We start from the raw sequence: 22,119 nt of genomic DNA on the forward strand, positions 1-22,119 counted from the left end.
AAACTATGCCCCCAAGCTAATACGCATAAAAGGTGGACAACGATGCGAGGGCTGAGTACAGTCCGAAATCGAGGCCCATCGAGCAGACCATTATGCATTGGATGTTGTTTTACAGAGCGATTCATCATGGAGCGTTTTTGCGATCAATGCGTTGAAAGTACTCATCGAGTCCGAATCGAAACTCTTCGGGCAAGCCATTAGTTGAAACACCTGTCTCCTGCGAAACGCCGTGATCTTGGCGGCGTTCATTCTGATTGACTCCGGGACCTATCATGGCGATGGCCGCCTCGTCGGTGGTTCCTCCGCCGCCGGCTCCTGGATCGCCACCCCCTCCGCCACCCGAGCTCGGGTCGGTTCGTTTGGTTTGCAAAAGTAGCTCGATGACCTCGGTTTCCGCCGCAATCGCTGGCGAACCTGTTTCTGGTCGATTAAGTATCAGAGCCGCATCGAGCATGACGAGTCCAGCAGCTTCCATTAACTCCAACTCCTTCGAGAATTCCTCGGTGGCATCGGGGAGTGCTGCGATCTTTTCCTTGACGGCATCAATGCGTTCCTTGAGCTCGAATTGTGTCGTCGCCAGTTCTTTCACTCGTTCCCCATACTCGGTTTGTGACGCGGCCGCCTTGGCTTGCTCGGTAACCCGCGTTCGCTCTCGCAGGTTCATCTCTCCTTCCAAGATCTGCATGACCTCGAGCACAATCGACGGGGGCAGGGAGCTTTTGCTCTTACTTCCCTTGCACTCTCCCTTGGCTGCGGGATCGACGATGTCCTCGGCCCATCGATCCAATGTATCAGACCAGTACTCTGCTTCTGCGATCGCAAATCCTTGCTGGTTGGTTAATCTCCCAGACAAGGCTCCGAGTGCCGAGACGATATCCTCTTGCTTGATTTCCGCTAGCACGGTCTCAAACTTGCCCGAGGGGCGTCGTTCATGAAATCCCTGCATGTCATCGACAATCGTGGATACGAATTCGGCGGCTTTGAGCTCCCTGGCCTCAAGGTCTTTGAAATAGACTTTTTGTTCCGAAGTTAATCGAACAAAGCTGGCACCGAACGCCTCCTTAATTTCTACGGCAGCGGTGTCTGCAATTTTGAGCTGCTCTCGTGCGGCAGACTTTAAACGCTTCGTTAGCGTACTGCCTTCTAGGTTGGCCATCAGTTCGTTCAACTCGTCGGCCACTTTGTCAAACTCAGCCAACAATTCCAACTGTTTATCCACCGCCTCTTCGATTGCATCGTCGGCAGAATCGTCTTCTTCTGAGTCGTCTGATTTCTTCTTGGCTCCTGTGCCTGCAACGGTCGTTGATGGCAGGCGCAATGTGGACTGCTGGCTCTTGCTGTTGGATTTCTCGTTGTCATCCTTCTCGGCCAATGCCTTTGGATCGATGGGCTGCTGGGAGGATTCCTTGTCTATCACCGAGGGAGTTTTGCTCGATGGTTTACTTTCTTCGGACGATGCGTCTTGGTTCTGAGCACTATCGTCTCGGTTTTGTCCTGCCATCGGTGCAGACTCTTGTTTTGTCGATTGTGCTGAGGCCGAATTTTTGGCGAGAGATTCTTGTCGAGCTGCCTTTTTCAGGAGATCTGCAACATCAGGCATACGATTGGCCGCGATATCCTTGAGAATCTTTTGCATCTCGGCCCATTTCTCAAGATGCCCGACGCCGATTTCGCTGTTCCGAGCGGCTTGACGGAGGAGCTCTTCGCCTCGGGCTGCTAATTGATTTAGTCTGCGACCGTTCGCCTGTTCTGCGGATGCTTGCTGTTCGATAAGAGCTCTCGCTTCTTGTGTGTCTCGTTCGGATTCAGGCATGTTGCGAATCTCTTTGTTCGTTGCGAGGAGTTGCAGTTCGCGATCTCGAACCTCCAGCGATTCTCGTTGCCAACGAGTCATTTGATCCAGGATCCATACCGCATGGTCCGCCGGCGAAAGAACATACATCAAATAAGGAGATGAGTAGACCCTGCCACGATCGGGTAAATAGTCCTCAGCAAACAATCGCACCTCAACCGGTTTTGACGGAATCTTCATGGCGGTCGCTTGGAAGGTGGCCAAGGCATCGAGTGCAGATTGGCTAGGGCCTCCAGAAGCGAGCATCAATTCACCACGTTCAATCCGGTCCGATCGGCTTTCGTCTATGACACTCCACTCCAGTCCAACTTGTTTGATTCCGAAGTCGTCTAGAGCACGGACCCGAAATTCGATCTGTTCCGACTCCAACACCACTTTGGCCTTAGGCAACCCGTCGCCGAACACCGTGGGGGCTTGGTCCTCTAAGACTTCGACTTGGAGGGGATAACTCGATTTAGATTGGAGTCCATCCGCGTCGGTCCATTGCAGCTCAATTGTGGTCGTCTCTGAAAGTTCTGTAGCAGGAAAAACAAAAGAGCCCTCGCTAACCTGTAGATCCTTTGAGTTCGCTTTCGCACTGACTATCGGCTTTGTCGTTCTTGATTGAAGCTGTAGCTGGGCACCCTTTACGGTAACGAGCGCACCACCCCGAATCTCCTTTTCGATGGGCTCTGCAATGTTGAGGTATTCGGGCAGTTGAATTGTAGCGAGAAGTTTCTCAAGTTCAGGTCGCGGGGATGGCTCGACTTTTATGCTTGGATAAGCATCGCCTACCAAAACCGAGAGATCGGTCGGTTTGAGTTGGGGGGGAATTTCAAAGGAGTAGCTGCCAGCGGAAAGGTCGGACTGGAGAGCTCCGGACTTGCCAATTTGCAGAGACGCCGAAGCAGGTTTCCATTTTGAGTCCGAAGCTAGTCGCAAATCGAGAGAAAAAGTTTCACCGTGAGGCACCACCATCCGCTTCGGATGATCCTCCAAGGCAGTAAAGGTGTACCGTGGGATCGAAGCCCATGGCATGACCAATCTGCCCCATGCACTCATGGCGGCGGCTGGATAAAAAACTGTGACTGCCAAAGCTGCGACACCTAGAACCGCGACAGCGGCGCTCCAGCGCCGATGGTGCGAGAGGGGCAATGCTTCTAGCAAGTCTCTCTTGGCAGAATCGGCTGCGACTTGGTCGAGGGCCGCTTGGCAAAGGGCTGGGGAGCGATCTTGTTCCTTAGCATCGTGGGCGAGTTCCAGGGCACCGAGCAAGGAATCCCCAACTCTAGGCATCCGTTTGGCCAATAATTTGGCGACCGATTCGAGCGACTTTAATTTCTGTACCCAGCGATAGTAAGCGAGAGGGATTCCGACGAGTCCAACGATGGCGAGTAGAAAGGCCAAAGTTCGCGTGATGGTTCCTGCGTCAACAAATCGATCCACGAGGAAAATGATGGCAAAACCGACGAGCAAAGCGCACGCAGCAATGCTAACTGCCTCTGCAATTTTGGTTCTTCGAACGTTCCTGCGGTAGTTGCGAACCTGCGTGGTAAGCGTCTCAGGAACCCGAATTTTGACAGCCATGCCGTAATCCTTTTTGCCGAAATCATTTTGAAGCAATGGGTGCACCTTTTGCACGGTTTGTGCAATTCTCCCCCACGACTTATTCCTCCCCATTATAGACGAGGAATCGTCTCATGCACCTAGCATTCCGAGGGGCTGAGCCTTGTCTCGGAGCGAGGATCCACCGTAGTTCTGGAGCACAAAACGGGGCAAAAATCGTTTGTTTTCGATGCGCGACGAGCTGTCACGCACTGCCTCAAGGGATGAGTTGACGACGAAAAACCGGGCTTTTCTGGCAATCCCACCTTAATGTTTTTATTTTTTCTCGCTATGGTCCGAGATGTGCTTGCTGTTATACGAACGCGTGGGGAGACGCATTAGTTGGGCAGTTGGGAAGGATTAAGTGGCAGGTCTCATCGGGAGAGAGTACGGCGATGTGGATTTACGAATTACAGATCAACTCGAATTCGCCAGTGGTGTCTGCTAAAGATGTCTACGAACGAATTCGGTATTGGCCGCAACTCGGCATCGTCAGCGTGGTGGACGACCATGTCGTAGCTGTTTTTGAAGGCGGAACTCGTTCGCTTTGCAATAATCTCGTCGAGCGGCTAAAAAAGGTTCCGGGGGTCAAGAGTGTCGAGATTTGCGAGGCAATTGAAGATCAGCAGCTCCCTGGAACCGTTCGCTGCCAAAGCTTTGGTCAGCGAATCAGTCAATCCATTTGGAGCGGAATGACGGTTCCCACGGCGGGCAAACCGAATTAAGTTTGCCCTGGCTTTCTGGTTCAGCGATCAACGCCCCACTGCTGCTATCCCGTCGGTCTTGACCTTACTGAATCTCGACTTTTCGAGGTTGAATCTCTGGCTTCTTTTGGACGGTAATCTTGAGCACTCCGTCATTCAAAGCCGCTTCGATCGAGTCCGCGTTGAATTTGTCCCCGATAGCAATGCGATGCTTATAAACGCCACTCGCGATAGTGTTGTGCCACGTCTTGTGCTCACCAAGATCAGGCCGATGCTTCGCCGCCGAAATTTCGAGCGAACCGTTTTGGAACGTGACCGAGACATCCTCCTTCTTGACCCCAGGCAGCTCAACCAGGATATGCAACTGGTCGTCCTTTTCCCAAATATGGGCTGCTGCATGCAGGTATCGCTCGGAATCGGAGCCGCTTTCGGCTCCCTTGGTATCGCCTTGAGGGGCACCAAACAATTGCTCAAACATTCCATCCAACTCGCGGCCTACGACAGCCAGCGACTCTGGTGATAAAGCACAATTCAAAAATCTTGACATGTTCCGAATCTCCTAAAAATTGGCTGAAGCAAACTCGACTGAGCCTGCTCACCCCTCAGCGGACCCAGCTTCAGAGTGGCAGTCTCGACAACGAAAACAAAGAAAATGCAATTGGCGTGCCAAACTAGCTCGGTAGTGTGGAGTTCCCGGTGCAAGGAAGTAGAATGGGGCCCATCCCGGTCATGAAAATCGATACCTACAGAACCTATTCCACGTTGCCCCGAGTTGCCGATCATGAGCATCGAATTCGAATGTAGCCAGTGCTCAAAAACCCTTCGCGTCGCGGACAGCACTGCTGGCAAGAAATGCAAATGCCCCTCGTGTGGAGTAACGCTATCCATTCCAAGCATCCCCCCAGAAGAAGCCCTCGACGTCAAAATCGAAATCGCCTGCCCCCAGTGCAGCAATGTGTTGCTATTTGCTCCCGAGCTGGAGGGAACCCGCGGTCTATGCAAAGGGTGCGGGCATATCTTTACCCTAACGTACGATCCCAGTCGCCAGGAACAACCCTCCGGGACATTCCCCTTTCAATGCCCCAACTGCGAATTCCTGTTTGAGGGAAAACCGGAGATGGAAGGCCGCAAAGGAAAGTGTACCGAATGCCAGAGCGTCTTCACCATAAAAAAGATGGCAACGAATAAACAAACGGTTGCACCTATAACGCAGCCCACCATACCTGCCAAGCCAACCGCATCTTCCAAGCCAGTTGCCAAGCCAAAGCCAAAACCAACTAAGCCTGCAACTGCCCCGATGGCTATTCCCGCAGCAGTCCCGATCGCGAACCCGTATACGGGAGCTACGGCATCAGTGCCGCAATCAGGAGGAGCTTCTCCATGGGACGCGATAGATCTCACTCCGACTGCTAGGCCTGCTACCGCTTCTTCGTCCCAGTCATTCCCTGCTTACAACGCGAATCCGTACTCTGCAGGGATGTACGCACCCTCGATGCCTGCCCAACGAAACAGCTATAGCTCTAGCTCGATGGACATCATGGGTATCGCTAAATGGCATCGAAAACTTTGCCACTCCATAGTGGGGCTTCTGATGATCATTCCCATCTACGTCATGATGGTGATCGGAACTTTTATGATGGGCGCACCGAATAAAGGAGAGGCTGGCCCATTGGGCATCGTTTTTGCACTTGGGATGGTTGCTCTGGCGTTGGTTATGTTCGCGATAGGCTTGTTTTTTTTAATAAGCTACATTGTCTTGTGCACCAAAGTCTACGAAACAGGAATGGCCGTTTTGATGATTTTAGGATACTTTATCGGCGGGATAGTGCCATTCTTGCCTTTCGTCATATTGGTAGTGGTTATTGTCAGAGGCAATTCCATTCTAAAATCCCATGGCTATCAAGTCGGGTTGCTCGGCGTGTCCCCTGACCAACTCAGGTGAGGTCGTTCGCCGTTTAAGTAGCATCCTATCCCCGTGCATCAATGCCACAACCTATCGAATCTATTGCTGAAAGCGAAATCCTCCGGGATCCGGATTCGCATTGGATGCACACCGCTATCGAGCTTGCTAAGCTGGGGCATGGCCATGTAGAGCCCAATCCTATGGTCGGGTGCGTGGTCGTTAAGGATTCCCAAATTGTAAGCCAAGGCTACCATCCCTTTTATGGTGGGCCTCATGCGGAACGAGTTGCGATTCCCGAGTCGCTAGATGTTTCAGACGCTACCGTCTATGTGACTCTCGAACCGTGCAGTCACCACGGCAAGACACCACCCTGCGCACCTTATCTTCTCGCAAAGAAACCGCGACGCGTAGTGGTCGCCATGCAAGATCCTTTTCCCGAAGTAAGTGGACGTGGCATTCGATTGCTCAAGGAGCATGGAATCGACGTGACCGTCGGTGTTTGCGAATCGCAAGCCCGAGAGCTTAACGCTCCCTACCTGAAACGTCTTAGCACGAAACAGCCTTGGACCATTGCGAAATGGGCCATGTCGCTCGACGGCTGCATTGCGACCGCAACAGGGGACTCAAAGTGGATCACCAATGCCCAGTCTCGGCAGGTTGTCCATCAATTTCGATCGACTCTTGATGCTATCGTAATCGGAATCGGGACCGCTCTCGCGGACGATCCGTCGCTCACTTGTCGCTTAGTCGATGACTCTGGGGTAGATGTCAAACCGGCTCGGATCGCCACACGCATCGTCATGGATCAGCACGCACGGCTGCCACTAACAAGCCAACTCGTCCGTACTGCAAAGGAGATTCCCGTCTGGGTCGTGACCGGACCCAAGCCAAACCCACGCAACGTTCAACAACTCGAGGCCGCTGGAGTCAAAGTGCTGGTCAGCTCGCCGACTGAGGCATCGAATAATCTTGCAACCAATGTCACGCTAGAACAAAAGAATACTTACAACCGATCTCTACAAAGCATGTTGGTGGAATGTGGACGGCTCAATTTTACTAACATCATGATCGAGGGGGGGGCTAAACTTTTAGGCCAAGCTTTCGACCAGGATTGCATTGATCAAATCGAATGCTTTATCGCACCCAAAGTGATTGGCAACGGTTTGCATCCCGTTGCGGGACAAGGAAAACAATGGATGCGAGACGTCGAGTCTTGGCACCTAATGCAATCCGTCATTCGAGACGGTGACACGCATTTGACGTTACGGAAGACACCAATTAAAAGCGTAAGGGCGATAGACCTACGGTAGGGCTCCAGCGTCCTCATCGCCCATCAATCCACCCAGTTAACTCACTCTCCCGGCAGCACGGTGTGGCAGCAGAGTGTGGCAGCACGGTGTCGTCCGCCGTGAGCGGCGGGCTCGCTTCGCATTGCCCGTCACCGTGCAGCTTGCGCTGCTACGCTAACAATACCGTACAGCTTGCGTTGTTACGCTCCTATTTGATTAGCGAAACGGTTACTTCCAATCCAACGGGGCCAACCAACTCGCTCTCAAATCGCGCCAGCCCGCGTCGATGAGACTCTTTCCATCGCAATGAACGGTAACCTGGCTACCATCTGTTACAACCCCCAGCTTGTAGCATGGCAAATCCTTAAAACTGGCTTCAAAAGCTGCGGCATGGGCTTCGGGGACCTCGCAAAGTAGGCGGCTGTTCGACTCTGAAAAGAGCGCCACCTCAGGGCTGACGAAACAAGCCTCTCGCAATTGCGAGAGATCTACCTCAACGCCCAGTTCACCTGCAAACGCCATTTCTGCCAACGCAACTGCGAGACCTCCCTCGCTCAGATCATGACAAGAAACGACTTGTCTCGCCCGAATGTTTAGGTGCAACGTTTTGTAAATTCGCATAGCCAGGGATGCGTCTACTTTGGGAACGCTGCCTCCTTGGAGACCGAGTGCTTCGCAAATAAAGGCTCCACCTAATTCTTCACGAGTCACGCCAACCAGGTAGAGTCGATTCCCAGCCTTCTTCAAATCCATGGTGATAGCTTGGCTGCTGTCTTCAATTTGCCCCATCGCGCTAATAAGCAGAGAGCAAGGGATGGCAATCGTTTTCTTCTCACCGGATTCGAGCGTATAGGAGAACTCGTTATTGAGACTATCCTTGCCGCTGATGAACGGGGTTTTCCAAGCGACCGCGAGGTCGTGGCACGCGATGGCTGCCCTCACCAAAGTTCCCAGAGTCTCAGCTCGCTCGGTATTCCCCCAGCAGAAGTTGTCGAGAACGGCGAGGCGGTTTGGATCTGCTCCGACCGCAACAGCGTTTCGAACCGCTTCGTCCATGGCTGAGGTTGCCATGTGATAAGGATCGAGATCACCCAAACGAGGATTCATCCCGCAGGATAAAACGACTCCCCGTTTGCTTTGGAGTTTCGGTCGCACCACCGCCGCATCGCTAGGACCAGAACACGAGGGACCAACAAGTGGTTTGATGACACTGCCAGCTTGGACCTCGTGATCGTACTGGCGAATGACCCAGTGCTTGCTAGCGACCGATGGAGATGACAAAATTTTATGGAGTGCGTTCTCGATCTCGCTTTGCGACATGCTTGGCAGATGCAAACTCTGCTCTGGTGGAGCTTTATAGACTGCTTGTCGTACGACTGGTGGTCGACCACCGTGCAAGAAGCTCATGCTGATAGAGCCGACCTCTTGGCCGTGATACATCAGCCTAAGCATCCCAGTGGGAGTGAAAACGCCAAGAACGGCTGCCTCGACCCCCTCGCTCGCGCAAAGTGATTTCAGTCGGTCGATCTTTTCGGGAGGCACGGCGAGAATCATTCGCTCTTGGGCTTCGCTGATCCAGACCTCGGTGTAACTTAGTCCATCGTACTTCAAAGGAGCTTGGTCGAGCCAAACTTCGGCACCGATCTCTTCGCCCATTTCGCCGACGGCACTGCTGAACCCGCCGGCTCCGCAGTCGGTAACAGCGTTGTAGAGTCCTAGATCGCGTGCTTGTAACAAAACATCGAGGACCATTTTTTCGGTGATCGCGTTTCCGATCTGGACAGCCCCACCCGATATGGTCTCGCTTTCTTCCGTGAGCTCGACGCTGCTGAACGTTGCACCGTGAATGCCATCGCGTCCGGTGCGTCCTCCGATAGCGACGATCATGTCACCTGGCTTGGCATGCTTTTCGATTTTGTCGTTGGGAATGATTCCGACGTTGCCGCAATAGACCAACGGATTACCAAGGTAACGATTATCAAAATAGACAGCACCGTTGACTGTCGGGATGCCCATGCGATTGCCGTAATCACGAACTCCGGAAACCACGCCGGTCATGACTCGCCGGGGATGCAATACGCCAGGTGGCAATTGATCGGGTGGATAGTTCGGGTCGGCAAAACAAAAGACATCGGTGCTGCATACCGGTTTGGCCCCCAAGCCGGTACCGAGAGGATCGCGAATAACTCCTCCGAGTCCCGTGTTGGCTCCACCATAAGGTTCAATGGCCGATGGGTGGTTGTGAGTTTCGACTTTGAAAACGACGCAATCCTCATCGTCGAACTTTACGACTCCGGCGTTATCTTTAAAAACGCTCACGCACCAGTCGTCCGCCCCCAACTCTTGGCGAATCTTTACCGTTGCGGCAAAGATCGTTTCCTTGAGCATAGATTGGAATTGCCGCGTACCATTCTCATCGGTGTATTCGATCTTGCCCCCTAGCGTTTTGTGGCTGCAATGCTCGCTCCAGGTTTGAGCGATCGACTCTAGTTCTATGTCGGTTGGTTCTCGCCCCAGTTCTTTGAAGTGATTTTGAACCGTTTGCATTTCGGCTAACGACAAGTAGAGCTGCCCCGATTTGCTGAGTTTCATCAGCTCATCGTCCGACAATTGGCAGATCGGGACCACGATTTTTTGGAATTCATAATGCGATCCGACTCCTAGATCGTTTAGCACGAGAGGGCCCACGTTTACTTGCTCGATCGAATCGTTGGCCAACACTTTTTGGCACATTCGGTCCAGCACGAACTTATCAACACCGCCTGAGGATTGAGATTCAATCCAGTACTTGCGGAACGTGCGAACTTGATCGACACCCAACCCAATATCGTTAAGGAGCTTATGAGTGCTTTGTGCGACCGGATCCATCACTCCAGGTTTGGGGAGTGCGTAGACCAGCGAAGGGTTCGAGGCGGCGGCTGGTGGTGTCGACAGGCGGGAATCGCCAACTTTTGCGATCAAGCAGCGTTGAGCGATCGGGTCGGAGAGGAGTTGCTGGCCGATTCGCTTGGTATCTTGCTCGGAGAGGGAGCCGCTAAGTAGGAATCCATAGGCTCCGTGCACGAGTAGATTCTTTGCGATTCCCATGTCCTCAGCTGCGCTGGCAGCGGAGGAGCCCAAGGCATCCGGCTGACCATCAGCCGGATAGATGTCGATTTGCCACAGCGTCACGTGTTGCTTTTCCTGCTTCAAGAAGTTGTTCAACGCGGTCAAAGTCACTCCCTTCGAGTGCTTCGAGCCACGTTTCGCAAATTGTGGCAAACTTCTTCAATGCTTGTAGGGCTGGTGCGTGGTTTTCTTGTAATATCTGTCGCCAGAGTTGCGGGTTACTGGATGCGATCCGAGTGGTGTCCATCCAGCCTTTACCGACGAATTGCAGGATTTCAGGGGGGGTGGAGCTGGCCAAGGCTGCCGCCACCATATGAGGTAAATGACTTGAGATTGCGAGCGCTTCGTCGTGCTCTTTGGGACCGAGCAAGCAAGTTCGGGCACCCATGGACTCCCAGAAGCGTACCGTTCGGTCGATAAGGCTCTGGGGGTTTTGCTCCATTGGCGTCACGACTACAAGCGCGCCGTCCAGGAGATTGCCAACCGCATGTTCAACTCCGCTGTGATGTCCTCCCGCAATGGGGTGGCTACCGACGTAGTTCGCAGGTGAAAGCTTTAGGTCAGCGTCTCGAAGGATCGTGCTTTTTGTGCTACCGACGTCTGTGAGCAAAACATCCGGAGTGGCAACTCGAGAAGCTGCTAGCAATGAATTGACAATGGATTGGACTGGGGTACAGGCCACAACCAAATCCGCATCTTTTGCCCCCACAAGAATGTCGTCGGTAGCTTGGTCGATAGCTCCGCGTTGTATGGCAGTATCAAGCTTGGTAATGGAGCGTCCAACTCCCACTACATGATTAGCTAATCGTTTTCTTTTGAGGGCTAGGCCAATCGACCCCCCTAAAAGCCCAACACCAATGATGCAAACTCGCTGCCAAACCATATCGAAACGCCACCCGGCACCCCCGCGACGGGCCAAAACGGTCCGCCGCGAGCTCCACTCGTGATCCAAATTGAAAAATTTATTATGTTGGGTTAGTCTACCGTAGAGCGAAGAAAATGGGAGAGACACCTCGAATTAAAGCGTAACAGCGTACGATGTACAGTGAAAGGCAATGCGAAGCGAGCCCCCGACCGCTGCTGAAGCGGCGCAGAGGCCGCCCAGCAACTATTCACCCAGCAACTATTCACCCAGAGGCTGAGCCATTCAAGAATAACGATCTCTATCAGGAAGCCTGAAAAGAAGAAACCGACTTGAGGATCGTGTGATCGTCGGGAAAAGTGTGAAAGGCCTGTATGAGGAGTTGGCTATCCCTTTCTTCGACATGAAGGAAGCTCACGGCACCGTAAGCGATCCTGCCGCTGGATTGGAAGACGTGCAGCAATTCGTTCTCGCAATCACTTCTTTGGAGTTGGGATTGAACCATCCAAAATAAATCGGGAGAGACAGTCTCGCGTTCGCACTCGGTTGTGTATCGGATTGTGGATTGACGTTCGATGGTCTGATTGTACTTTCCGCGAATCGTGTTTGCCGCGATTCTTCGACGTTGAGGTAGTTGCTGATTGCGAGAGCAAACTACTTCGGATAGCACAGAATGATTTCGCACAAAAGTGATGACATGTCCGTCAGCTGTGATATCGATCCGCGCAGCATACTTGGAGCGCTGAATCAGTTTGGTGCGAAAGACTTGGAATAGCTCTGGGTGAATGGACCGTCCGAAGAGATGCAACGAGTGTTCTGCGATAGCGGGACGGATCGAAAGCACTTTGGCACCTTTCGGTTGGGGACAGCTTGGGCAAGGGGGGCGATTATAGTACGAAAATAACGAAGGTACCAATATCAACTTCGGAACTTTTAGGTTTCGATTTTTTTCTATTTGGTCGATTCTGGTGAGTTATTTTTCTTGTGCATGGCTATCCCCTATTGACAGTGGCTGTCGGAGTTTGATTGTTGTCGCGTGAGTGCGTAATCGCTCGTTGAGGGGATGTTGAGGGGATAGCGGGCGAGCAGAAGACAAAACCGCGATAGTCTCATTCTATCTGCTGCTTAGGTATGGTAACATATCGGCTTGGATTTCCCCTCTCCATTCCTTCCTGCCGATGAGACAAAGGCACTGCCAATGCATATTGTAATGGTCACGTCGGAAGCCGTACCTTTCGCTAAGACTGGCGGGCTTGCCGACGTATGTGGCTCACTACCCCTACAGCTCGCGTCGCGGGGGCATCAGTGCTCCCTATTTCTACCAGGGTACCGCCGGGCCATTCAGTCACGCTTTCCCATCGAGGACACGCACGTGTCGTTCGTTGTAGATTTGGCTGGGCGGCAGGTATCATCTAGGATACTAAAGTCTTCTCTTCACAACGGCGCAGTATGTGTTTATTTCGTCGACCAACCGCACTATTTCGACAGAGCGGGATTGTACGGTGACGAGCATGGTGACTACCGTGACAATGCCGAACGATTTGCGTTCTTTTGCCGCTCTGTGACAGAGGGGATTGATCGACTCCGGCTCAGGCCAGACATTGTCCACTGCCATGATTGGCAGAGTGGTTTGATTCCAGCCTATTTGAGAACTCAGTTTGGTAGTAAACAATGGTATCAGCATGCTGCATCCGTGATGACGATTCATAATCTCGCCTACCAAGGACGGTTTTGGTCGCACGACATGCCTCTCACCGGGATGGATTGGCAATACTTTAATTGGCAGCAGATGGAGTTCTTTGGGGATTTGAATCTACTGAAGACAGGTATTGCGTTCGCGGATTTTATCACGACAGTCAGTCCCACTTATGCTCGCGAGATCCAGCAACCGGAGCACGGTTGTGGTTTAGATGGAGTTCTCAGAAGCAATCAGCAGCGATTGATCGGGATTGTTAATGGCGTTGACTATAGCGTTTGGGATCCGAGACACGATGGTCACATAGCGCAGAACTACGGCGTTGAGAATTGGCGAACGGGAAAGGCTGCCTGCAAATTGGATTTGCAAAAGATTATGCAGCTGCCTGTTTCCGGATGTGTGCCGGTTATAGGTATGGTCGGTCGTTTCGCTGAGCAGAAAGGTTGGGATCTCCTGAAACCATTTTTACAGGAGTCCATCGAGCGGTTTAACGCGCAATGGGTTATTTTGGGTAACGGAGAGCAGCGCTTTGCGCAAGCTCTGAGCGAACTTGCGCAGCGATATCCCTATAAACTATCCGTACGGTTCGAATTTTCGGACTCGCTGGCACACAAAATCGAAGCGGGGTCTGACATGTTTTTGATGCCAAGTCGCTATGAACCCTGCGGCCTGAACCAACTTTACAGCTTACGTTACGGAACATTGCCTTTAGTCCATCGTACGGGGGGCTTGGCCGACACTGTTACCGATTGCAACCATCAGACAATAGAATCGGGTACGGCAACCGGTTTCGCTTTTGGGGAATATTCCTACGATTCGATGAGACTTTGCATCGAATCTGCGTTGAATGTCTATTCGCACGACCCATCGCTTTGGGGTACACTAGTAGAGAGAGGGATGCAGCAAGACTGGTCTTGGGCCAATAGTGCGGCACACTACGAAACTGTTTACAGTCGTGCTCGTGAGCAGGCGGCGATCGAAGGGCGGCTCTAACCCCGAGTGCAAAGGGAGCCCTAATTTTATGCAAGAAACCAGGTACGACTGGCTTGAAGATCGCTGGGTACTTTTCGCTCCCAATCGAGAAGCTCGCCCCAATGAATACTGCCAGGCCCCCTATAGCAGGCATGATGCTCGTTCAGTCGGCAAAGCTGCATCGAGTGCAGGAACTCCGTGTCCTTTCTGTGCTGGTTCTGAACAATCGACTCCTGCGCCTAGTTTGGTTCTACCTCTCAGCGAGCTAGAAGCCACAACCATACTGAGGCGGGACGAAGTCGAGCAGAACATCAGGCGTGTACGATCTAGATGGAAAGTGCGAGTGGTGCCTAACAAGTACCCCGCCGTTCATTCCAATGCTAGTTGCACAAGCCACTCTGACGTAGCCGCTCATGCGATCGCGGCGGAATCGTACGAGACCTCCGAGGGCTATGACTTTGCTCAGGAGGAGAATCTTGATGTGGCTGCTCGTGGTGAGACAGACTTACTATTGGCATCCCCCGAACTTTTTCGAAAGGAAGTTCCGACGGGAGTTCATGAGGTCATCATCGAGTCTCCGGAGCACGACAACTCGCTATCGCAGTTGTCGACATCTCATGTTGAGATGGTTTTTCAAGCCTACAAGATGCGGCTTCAGCATTTCCGTGCGCAACAAGACATCTGCCACACGGTCATCTTCAAGAATTACGGACCCGATGCGGGGGCTTCGCTCTCGCATGCGCACAGCCAACTGGTTGGGCTGGGATTTGTTCCCAGCGAAGTGAAACGCCGGAGCCAACGACTGCAGGAGTACTTTAGCCAGCACGAATCCTGTTACTTCTGCCAGGTTGCGGCGGAGGAAGAGCGTTCGGGTGAGAGGTTGATTCTAGCTTCGGCGCATTTTGTAGTTTATGCTCCTTTTGCCGGAAGGTTTCCGTATGAGTTTGTGATTCAGCCGAGGATGCATCGGAGTCATTTCGATGAGCTAAAGCGGGATGAGTTAAAGGATCTTGCGGGAGTTGTAAAAACGACGCTCACCGCACTCGAGTCGACTCAGCCGCAGTTGTCATACAACATGGTGCTCAACACGGGACCGTTTTCGAGCTTTCACCCGCTTGCCCATCATTGGCACATCCAGGTCACGCCAAGGTCGGCGAGGATAGCTGGTTTTGAGTTAGGAACAGGCTGTTTCATCAACACGGTCAAACCGGAGCAAGCCGCAGCGATTTTGCGAGCCGCTCTTTAAGCTCATATCCGATTCGCGATTCGCCAATTCATTACACGCTTCCCTGTGGCCATCAGTTAAATGATGAAAAAACCGATAGTGGATTTTGTTAAAAATCCCTGCCAAAAACGCAGTGGATCTTGTTAAAGATCCCCTCCAAACTGCTTTCTGGCGAATCTTTTTTAGACTGCCCCCCATATTGACTTGCGAAATCGCCTGGGCTTAACCAAGATAGAGGTCGATGGACTCCTTCCGCTGCTGTCTCTCCCTGTGCAGCGACAACCCGCCGTTTTCTGTCACTTCCACGTATTTAAACGCAGTCTGATGAAACTCAACTGGTCTTTATTTGCAACTTCTGCCCTGGCAATCGCAACCCTCGTCTGTCCCGGACCATCCTGTTCGACCCTCGCCACGGATCCGATATCGGTCCAAATGACTAGTGATATGGCCCTCTCACCCGATGGGGCAACCCTCGCTTTTCGATGGGCAAACGAGATCTGGACCGTCCCCATCACCGGTGGCGAAGCCAAGCGACTTACCAACCACCCTGCGCGCGACGGTGATCCCAAATTTTCTCCCGACGGCAAACGAATCGCCTTCATCAGCAATCGTACCGGCTCTAATCAGATCTTTATCATGCCCGCCGATGGGGGGCTCGCAGAACAAAAAACTTACCATTCCGAGGGATACTCGCTCGCCGACTGGTTCCCCGATGGAAACAGCTTGCTCGCGATCGGCTCTCGAGACCACTTCTGGCGCGGCTCTAATCGACTTCTCAAAGTCGACATCACCAAACGAGTTGCGGAAAAAGTTCTCCTCGATGACAACACCACTTATGCAACGCTATCAGCCGACGGTAAGTCGATTCTGTTGGTCCGCGAGGGGGAGCGTTGGGCTCGCAAAGGTTACGTCGGCGAACGAGCGGCGCAGATCTGGTCACTGAATCTCGAGAACTCTGAGGTCAAAGAACTGCTCCACGAAAAAGTGGAATGCCTTTGGCCGATGTGGATGCCTGACAAGACGGGCTTTTACTTCGCAAAGGGGGCCAATCACGGCTACGATCTCTGGAGCTATCAGTTTGGCGTCGACGACCAACCCGCACAACAAACCAAGATCGCAGGTTTCGATCACGACTCGATCGTTTTTCCAGTCATCTCTCGCGACGGCTCGACCATCGTCTTCCGACACTTGTTCGATTTATACTCCTACAAACCTGGATCGGGGCAAGCTCCTTCCAAGCTTGAGATCAAGATTGCAGCCGATAACGATTTGCCCGATGACGTACTCCGCTCGACTCTAAACCGGGCCGATGAGGTTGCCTTTACCGACGATGGACTCGAAATCGTCCTGGCAGCTGGCGGCGATCTTTGGTTTATGGATACGGAACTAAAGGAGCCGGTCCGTGCAACCAAAACGGATGGGCACGAGCAAGCGCCGATTTTTAGTAACGATGGCAAATCGGTCTGGTTCACCCGCTGGCTCGATGGTCAGCTGGATATTTGGATGATGGAGCGAAAGGACCCCAATCTCTACTGGTGGCAACAAAAAGAGTTTATAGAAACACGCGTCACAAATACTCCCGACGGCAAATCCAATCTTAGTTTTACGCCGGATGGTAAGAAGCTGATCTTTCAACTCGGGCGCGGTCATCTCGCCATGCTCAATGTGGACACTAAAGAAGTCACCACACTGTTAGAAGGCTTTAGCGGGATCGATTACTCGATTTCGCCCGACAGCAACTGGATCGCTTATGCGCAGCAGGACAATGACTTCAACAGCGAAATCTATATCATGCCCCTTGATAAGCATCGCGAACCGGTCAACGTCTCGCGGCATCCTGACAACGATCGCAACCCGACATTCTCACCCGACGGCAAGATATTGGCGTTCACCAGCCGACGAACGTTGACCGAGTCCGATATCTACTATGTCTATTTGCAAGAAGCCTTTGACGAGGAAACCAGCCGCGACCGACTGCTTGAAAAAGCTCTCGAGACAATGAAAAAGAAGCGAGGTGACTCGGCAAAGTCTAAAGACGAGGGGGACAAAGCGAAAGAAGAGGCAGGTAAGAAAGAGGAAGCCGCTAAGGACAGCAAGGATACCAAACCAGCTTTTTCTATCGACTTTGCTAAGATCCACGAACGGGTCAAGCGAATCAATATTCCGGACACGAGCGAATCCAATTTAATCTTCTCACCCGATGGCAAGCGACTAGCGTTTTCGGCTTCGATCGATGGCAAGTCAGGTTGGTACAGCGTTGAGTTCCCAGACAAATTGCAACCCAAGCTGATGAGCTCGACGGTTCTGTCCAATGCTCGCTGGACCAAGTCGTCGAATAGCATCCTTGGCACGAAGGCTGGTTTGCCGGCCAAGCTTGAGAACGGAGAAAAAGAATCGACTTACAGCTTCGCGGCTCTCCACGATCGATCCCGCTCAGGACGCTTGAAAGAGGGGTTCAATTCTGCATGGGCCACCATGGGGGAAATTTGGTACGACCCCGCGATGGGAAATAACAATTGGGACAGCATTCGTCGCAAGTATGTCGAGGCAGCATCTCGCACGATGGACGAGCGTGGTCTGGGCGAGATCATCGAGTTAATGCTCGGTGAATTGAATGGCTCCCACCTCGGCTTTACTCCCTCGCAAGTGGAGTCTTCCGAGCCACGTTCCTCGTCTCGTACCGATCAGCCGACCGCTCATTTGGGGGCCCGATTTGACCCGAAGTACTTGGGGCCCGGTCTAAAGGTTAGGGATGTCTTGCCTAGTGGGCCGACGGATAAATCGAAGAGCCGATTGCAAGCTGGCGACATCATCCTGATGATCGATGGTGTTAAGGTGGATCCGGAACTAGATTTGACAGAGATCCTCAACGGTCCGATCGATCGAGACATTCAGCTTCTGGTTCAGCGAAGAGGCGAACAAGAAGGGCAGGTTCAAGAGCTACAATTTTCGATTCGACCGGTGACCTATGCTCGAGTACGCTCGCTACTGTACGATCATTGGCTCGAGTACAACCGAAACTTGGTCGAGAAACTATCCGAAGGCAAGCTGGGTTACCTTCACATTCGTGCCATGGATCAAACAAGCTTCTTGGAGTTTGAAAAGGAGCTTTACAATGTTGGCTATGGAAAAGACGGGTTGGTTATCGATGTGAGAGACAATGGTGGTGGTTCCACGACAGATCATTTGTTAACCTCGCTGACGCAACCCAAGCATTCCATCACGGTGCCTCGTGGGGGAGGAGAAGGGTATCCACACGACCGCATGATCTACGCGACGTGGTCAAAGCCGATTATTGTTCTTTGCAATCAGAACAGTTACAGCAATGCCGAAATCTTTAGCCATGCCATCAAGGCTTTGGGACGAGGCAAGCTGGTCGGAGTTCAAACCGCTGGTGGCGTGGTCAGTACTGGTTCGGCTCGGGTCACAGACATTGGCGTCTTGCGTGCACCATTCCGTGGTTGGTTCTCGATTGTCGATGGTCGAGACATGGAGCTCAATGGAGCGTTGCCGGATGTTACGATCTGGCCTGTTCCCGGCGAGATGCCAGCTGGTGTCGACAAGCAATTGGAGAAAGCGGTCGAGATGCTCAAGGAAGAAATCAAGCAGACCCCGGAGACACCAAAACCTAGGTACGCGACCCAGGACCGAGGTTCGCCGAACCCCTAGCGATTGATATCTTGCGTCGTGAGGGAGCTGGGGGAGTCTCTGAAATCAGGCGGATCTCGACAGTGGTTCCTGTGTTCGCGTTACTGAGTAGCCAAATCTTTCCTCGGAATGATTCGATGACTCGACGTGCCTTGGCGAGGGAAATACCCAGTCCGCGTCCCGATTCGCGGCCACTAAAATACAAATCCCACACCTTGGCGAGATCGGCTGCCGGAATTCCTCGCCCAGTATCCCGAATCGCAACACGAATCTGCCTACCTGGATGGCCCAAATTCGCTGTATCCGGATCGCCTGCTTCCAACAATTCCGCTACCACATCAATCCGGTCTCCCGGACGGCATGCTTCTGCGGCATTTTGGAAAAGCGAAACCAGAGATTCCAAAAAGGCATCTTGGTTCATGGTGCAATACAGATTGGCTGGCATCGGGTGAGCGAAAATCTCGATCTCTTGGGCCGCAGCTTTTTTGCGATACGATTCGATGCTCTTAGCGATCGCTTGTGAGATATCAACGAGCTCCGGTGCGAGCTTAGGTGGTCGAACGGCGTTCATCGATTCTGCGAGCATTTCATGCGCTCGCATCGATTGGTCCACGATCGTACCGAGCGATTTGGCCGAGATAGGATCTTTGCACGCCACCATCAATTGCTGTGCTCGGGCTGCGATGTTGGCCAGTGGATTATTGATTTCGTGCGTGAGTCCGTAGACGAAATTGTAAATCTGGCGACGAGACTCCTCCTGAACGGCTTGGTCAAATCGAGTCTTTTGGGTAATCGCTAAAATAGACGCATGCACCGCCGAAATCAGGGAGTCGGTACTCGCCCGGCTTTCCGAGTCGGAATGGGATGTCGCACTGTTGTTTTGCAAGAATGCCAACAAAGCTTGCAACTTTTGCAAAATATCCGCTCCTACCAAATCGGCAAATCCGAGGACGGGCGCATAGCGATGAAACCACTGCTCCCACTGCGCAGAGTCTACACCTGGTTGCACGGAGCGAAGCGTTGCCAAAAGCAAATCAACAGTCGCCTGTTGGATGGAAGAATCTAAGTTGTAAGTCATGATGGATCGTTGCGGCTAGCAAACGAAAAAAGCGAGAACGCCTCTGGAACAAGACGCTCTCGCTATTGTAATATGTTCTGCCCATTCGTGGGACAGGACTACCCTGTCGTACCTGAAACTAGGCAACCGCCGCAGGGCGCTCGATTTCGAGCATATCGCAGACGCGGTCGAGCAAACGATCGGTGGTGAATGGTTTTTGCATGAAATCGTTGGCACCGGAAGTTCGCAGCTCGGCGACCCGATCTGGTTCGATCATACCGGAGATGCACAGAATCTGGACGGTGTCCATGGTTCGGTCGCTTCGGACACGTTGGCAGACTTCCCTGCCGTTGATGTCGGGCAGCATCACGTCGAGAACCACCATGTCGGGTCGGAACTCTTTGACTTGCATACCCGCATCGAACCCGTTGTTGGCCGTTCGGATGTCGAATCGGCCATCGCGGGCAAAGGTATCGTACATCAAATCTACCAGATCTTGATCGTCATCCACGATCAGAAGCTTCTTCTTACCACTCTCGAGAGCATCGGTAGGAATGCCGTTATCTTTCATGAAGACGAACAGCTGGTCGCGGGGAATTCTTCGGAAACGGCTGCCGGGAACCCGAAAGCCTTTCAGTGTTCCGTTGTCGAAACAACGGATGATCGTTTGTTGGCTAACCTTGCAAATTTTGGCAGCCTCGCCGGTTGTGAATACCGTTTTTGTATTAGACATAAGGGAATCATCCTTCCTGAATGTTCGTTACCAAGTTGACGAAGGGTCGCCAAATTAGCTCGCTCGGTCTATCCTTTGAGGCTCGCCGCTCCTGCGGAGTTTACCGAACCTGCCGTAGCTGGGGCGGAGAATAGCCAAGTGACGGAAATCAGGTCAAGATGGATTTCAAAAAGAGTAAACCTGGTAAATTTGCTGCTTTACGTAGCCCAGGACTTTCAAGACAAGTAGATCGATTGAGGAACTAACGTGAATTTGGGATCAGTATCGTGCCGTTGGGGTATTTTGTCCGCTGCCACCATTGCGAAAAAGAATTGGCGGGCCATCGCCCAAACGCAAACCGGTTCGGTCGTAGCGGTCGCAAGCCGCCGACGCGAAGCCGCCGAGCAATTTGTAAAAGAATGCAGCGCTCACACTCCCCAAAAGACTAGTGTCGATGCCCTCGGCTCGTATGACGAGCTACTTTCTCGCAAAGATATCGACGCAGTCTACATCCCCCTTCCGACTGGCGTTCGAAAGGAATGGATCATTGCTGCCGCCAAGAAGGGGAAGCATGTTCTAGCCGAGAAGCCCGCAGCCCTCAATGCTGCCGAATTGGAAGAAGTCCTCGATGTCTGCCAGAAACAAGGCGTTCAGTTTATGGACGGTGTGATGTTCATGCACTCAGCCAGGCTCGATCAGTTACGTGAAGTACTCATGAGCCCCTCGCGGATCGGAACGCTTCGCCGCGTCGCGTGCCAGTTCTCGTTCGCAGGTGGCGATGACTTCGCAAAGGGAAATATCCGAGTCAATAGTCATCTGGAACCTTTCGGTTGTTTGGGGGATTTAGGTTGGTATTGCATTCGCTTTATTCTCTGGGTCAACGAAATGGAGATGCCCACACGCATATCAGGCCGAACTATTTCTACGCTTCGTGGCGAAGGTAGCGACGAAGAAGTCCCCGGCGAATTCAGCGCTGAGCTCGATTTTGCAAATGGATCCACCGGCAGCTTCTACTGTTCATTCGTAACTCGAGACCAACAATGGGCTCATATCAGTGGCACAGCAGGATCCGCTCGGCTCGACGACTTTGTCCTCCCCTTTTTCGGGGGTGAGGTTTCCTTTGAAACCAGCCAACCCCAATTTGATGTCATGGGATGCTCGTTTCATATGAAGAACCGAGTCGAAAAACATCAGGTTTACGAATACGATTCCGGGTTCGCGCCTGCTCAAGAGATCAATATGTTCGAACGATTTCATCGCATTGTCGAATCGAAAACGCTCGAGCCAAGTTGGGGTGAGATCTGCCTCAAGACTCAGAGGGTCATGGACGCGTTGTTCTACACCCAATAACGGAAACGGTCAAAGAGGCGGATCGCTAGCTGGTTTTTGAGATTTTTTCGGATGTAGTGGACAAGGCAGCTAGGCCAGATCGCCTGGCACGAATACGGCAGGACTCTTCTTGGTATAAGAACAGACGTTCTCCAGTGCAAAGGGCTTCGTTGCCTCG

The 22,119-nt window shown here is 52.5% G+C and carries 14 protein-coding genes; 7 read left to right on the plus strand and 7 right to left on the minus strand.

The annotated features are described in order from the left end of the window. Positions 1–124: 124 nt before the first annotated feature. Complete coding sequence (locus SH449x_RS07520) at positions 125–3,418, minus strand: coiled-coil domain-containing protein (protein ID WP_482380715.1); 3,294 nt, start codon at positions 3,416–3,418, stop codon at positions 125–127. A gap of 413 nt (positions 3,419–3,831) precedes the next feature. Between SH449x_RS07520 and SH449x_RS07525 the strand changes: the two genes are divergently transcribed. Next, entirely contained in the window at positions 3,832–4,161 is a 330-nt protein-coding gene (locus SH449x_RS07525) for a hypothetical protein (protein ID WP_482380716.1), read from the plus strand. 64 nt (positions 4,162–4,225) lie between these two features. Here SH449x_RS07525 and SH449x_RS07530 read toward each other — a convergent pair whose 3' ends face one another. Next, on the minus strand, positions 4,226–4,687 hold the full coding sequence (locus SH449x_RS07530) for an Hsp20/alpha crystallin family protein (protein ID WP_482380717.1): 462 nt from the start codon (positions 4,685–4,687) through the stop codon (positions 4,226–4,228). Between the two features lie 234 nt (positions 4,688–4,921). On the opposite strand from SH449x_RS07530, the gene SH449x_RS07535 reads away from it, so the two are divergent. Beyond that, a complete protein-coding gene (locus SH449x_RS07535; protein WP_482380718.1) occupies positions 4,922–6,082 on the plus strand; it encodes a hypothetical protein in 1,161 nt (386 codons plus the stop codon). Positions 6,083–6,123: 41 nt separating this feature from the next. Then, positions 6,124–7,353 (plus strand): bifunctional diaminohydroxyphosphoribosylaminopyrimidine deaminase/5-amino-6-(5-phosphoribosylamino)uracil reductase RibD, encoded by a 1,230-nt coding sequence (gene ribD, locus SH449x_RS07540; RefSeq protein WP_482380719.1) that lies wholly within the window; start codon positions 6,124–6,126, stop codon positions 7,351–7,353. 207 nt (positions 7,354–7,560) lie between these two features. Here ribD and purL read toward each other — a convergent pair whose 3' ends face one another. The 3 genes from purL to SH449x_RS07555 form a co-directional block, all read right to left on the minus strand. Next, positions 7,561–10,503, minus strand: a complete 2,943-nt coding sequence (gene purL / locus SH449x_RS07545; RefSeq protein WP_482381813.1) for a phosphoribosylformylglycinamidine synthase subunit PurL — start codon at positions 10,501–10,503, stop codon at positions 7,561–7,563. Further along, on the minus strand, positions 10,469–11,323 hold the full coding sequence (locus SH449x_RS07550; RefSeq protein WP_482380720.1) for a prephenate dehydrogenase: 855 nt from the start codon (positions 11,321–11,323) through the stop codon (positions 10,469–10,471). Before SH449x_RS07550 ends, purL begins: the two co-directional genes overlap by 35 nt. 283 nt (positions 11,324–11,606) lie before the next feature. Next, positions 11,607–12,146 carry a DUF2617 family protein gene (locus SH449x_RS07555; protein WP_482380721.1) on the minus strand — a complete coding sequence of 180 codons (540 nt, stop codon included), beginning with the start codon at positions 12,144–12,146 and terminating at the stop codon, positions 11,607–11,609. 354 nt (positions 12,147–12,500) lie between these two features. On the opposite strand from SH449x_RS07555, the gene glgA reads away from it, so the two are divergent. The 3 genes from glgA to SH449x_RS07570 all read left to right on the plus strand — a co-directional run bounded on the left by glgA (position 12,501) and on the right by SH449x_RS07570 (position 18,864). Beyond that, positions 12,501–13,991: a glycogen synthase GlgA gene (glgA, locus tag SH449x_RS07560; protein WP_482380722.1), complete on the plus strand. Its 1,491-nt coding sequence runs from the start codon at positions 12,501–12,503 to the stop codon at positions 13,989–13,991. 28 nt (positions 13,992–14,019) lie between these two features. Beyond that, a complete protein-coding gene (locus SH449x_RS07565) occupies positions 14,020–15,216 on the plus strand; it encodes a galactose-1-phosphate uridylyltransferase (protein ID WP_482380723.1) in 1,197 nt (398 codons plus the stop codon). A gap of 411 nt (positions 15,217–15,627) precedes the next feature. Beyond that, positions 15,628–18,864: a S41 family peptidase gene (locus SH449x_RS07570; RefSeq protein WP_482380724.1), complete on the plus strand. Its 3,237-nt coding sequence runs from the start codon at positions 15,628–15,630 to the stop codon at positions 18,862–18,864. Here the strand turns inward: SH449x_RS07570 and SH449x_RS07575 are convergent. Next, positions 18,824–19,921: an ATP-binding protein gene (locus SH449x_RS07575; RefSeq protein ID WP_482380725.1), complete on the minus strand. Its 1,098-nt coding sequence runs from the start codon at positions 19,919–19,921 to the stop codon at positions 18,824–18,826. The genes SH449x_RS07570 and SH449x_RS07575 overlap by 41 nt on opposite strands. A 118-nt stretch (positions 19,922–20,039) precedes the next feature. Further along, on the minus strand, positions 20,040–20,633 hold the full coding sequence (locus tag SH449x_RS07580; RefSeq protein WP_482380726.1) for a response regulator: 594 nt from the start codon (positions 20,631–20,633) through the stop codon (positions 20,040–20,042). A 246-nt stretch (positions 20,634–20,879) separates the two neighbouring features. On the opposite strand from SH449x_RS07580, the gene SH449x_RS07585 reads away from it, so the two are divergent. Beyond that, positions 20,880–21,962 carry a Gfo/Idh/MocA family protein gene (locus SH449x_RS07585; RefSeq protein ID WP_482380727.1) on the plus strand — a complete coding sequence of 361 codons (1,083 nt, stop codon included), beginning with the start codon at positions 20,880–20,882 and terminating at the stop codon, positions 21,960–21,962. The last annotated feature ends 157 nt before the right edge of the window (positions 21,963–22,119 follow it).

It is taken from the genome of Brakhagea baltica (assembly GCF_052161605.1).
GTDB lineage: Bacteria > Planctomycetota > Planctomycetia > Pirellulales > Pirellulaceae > JBKCUI01.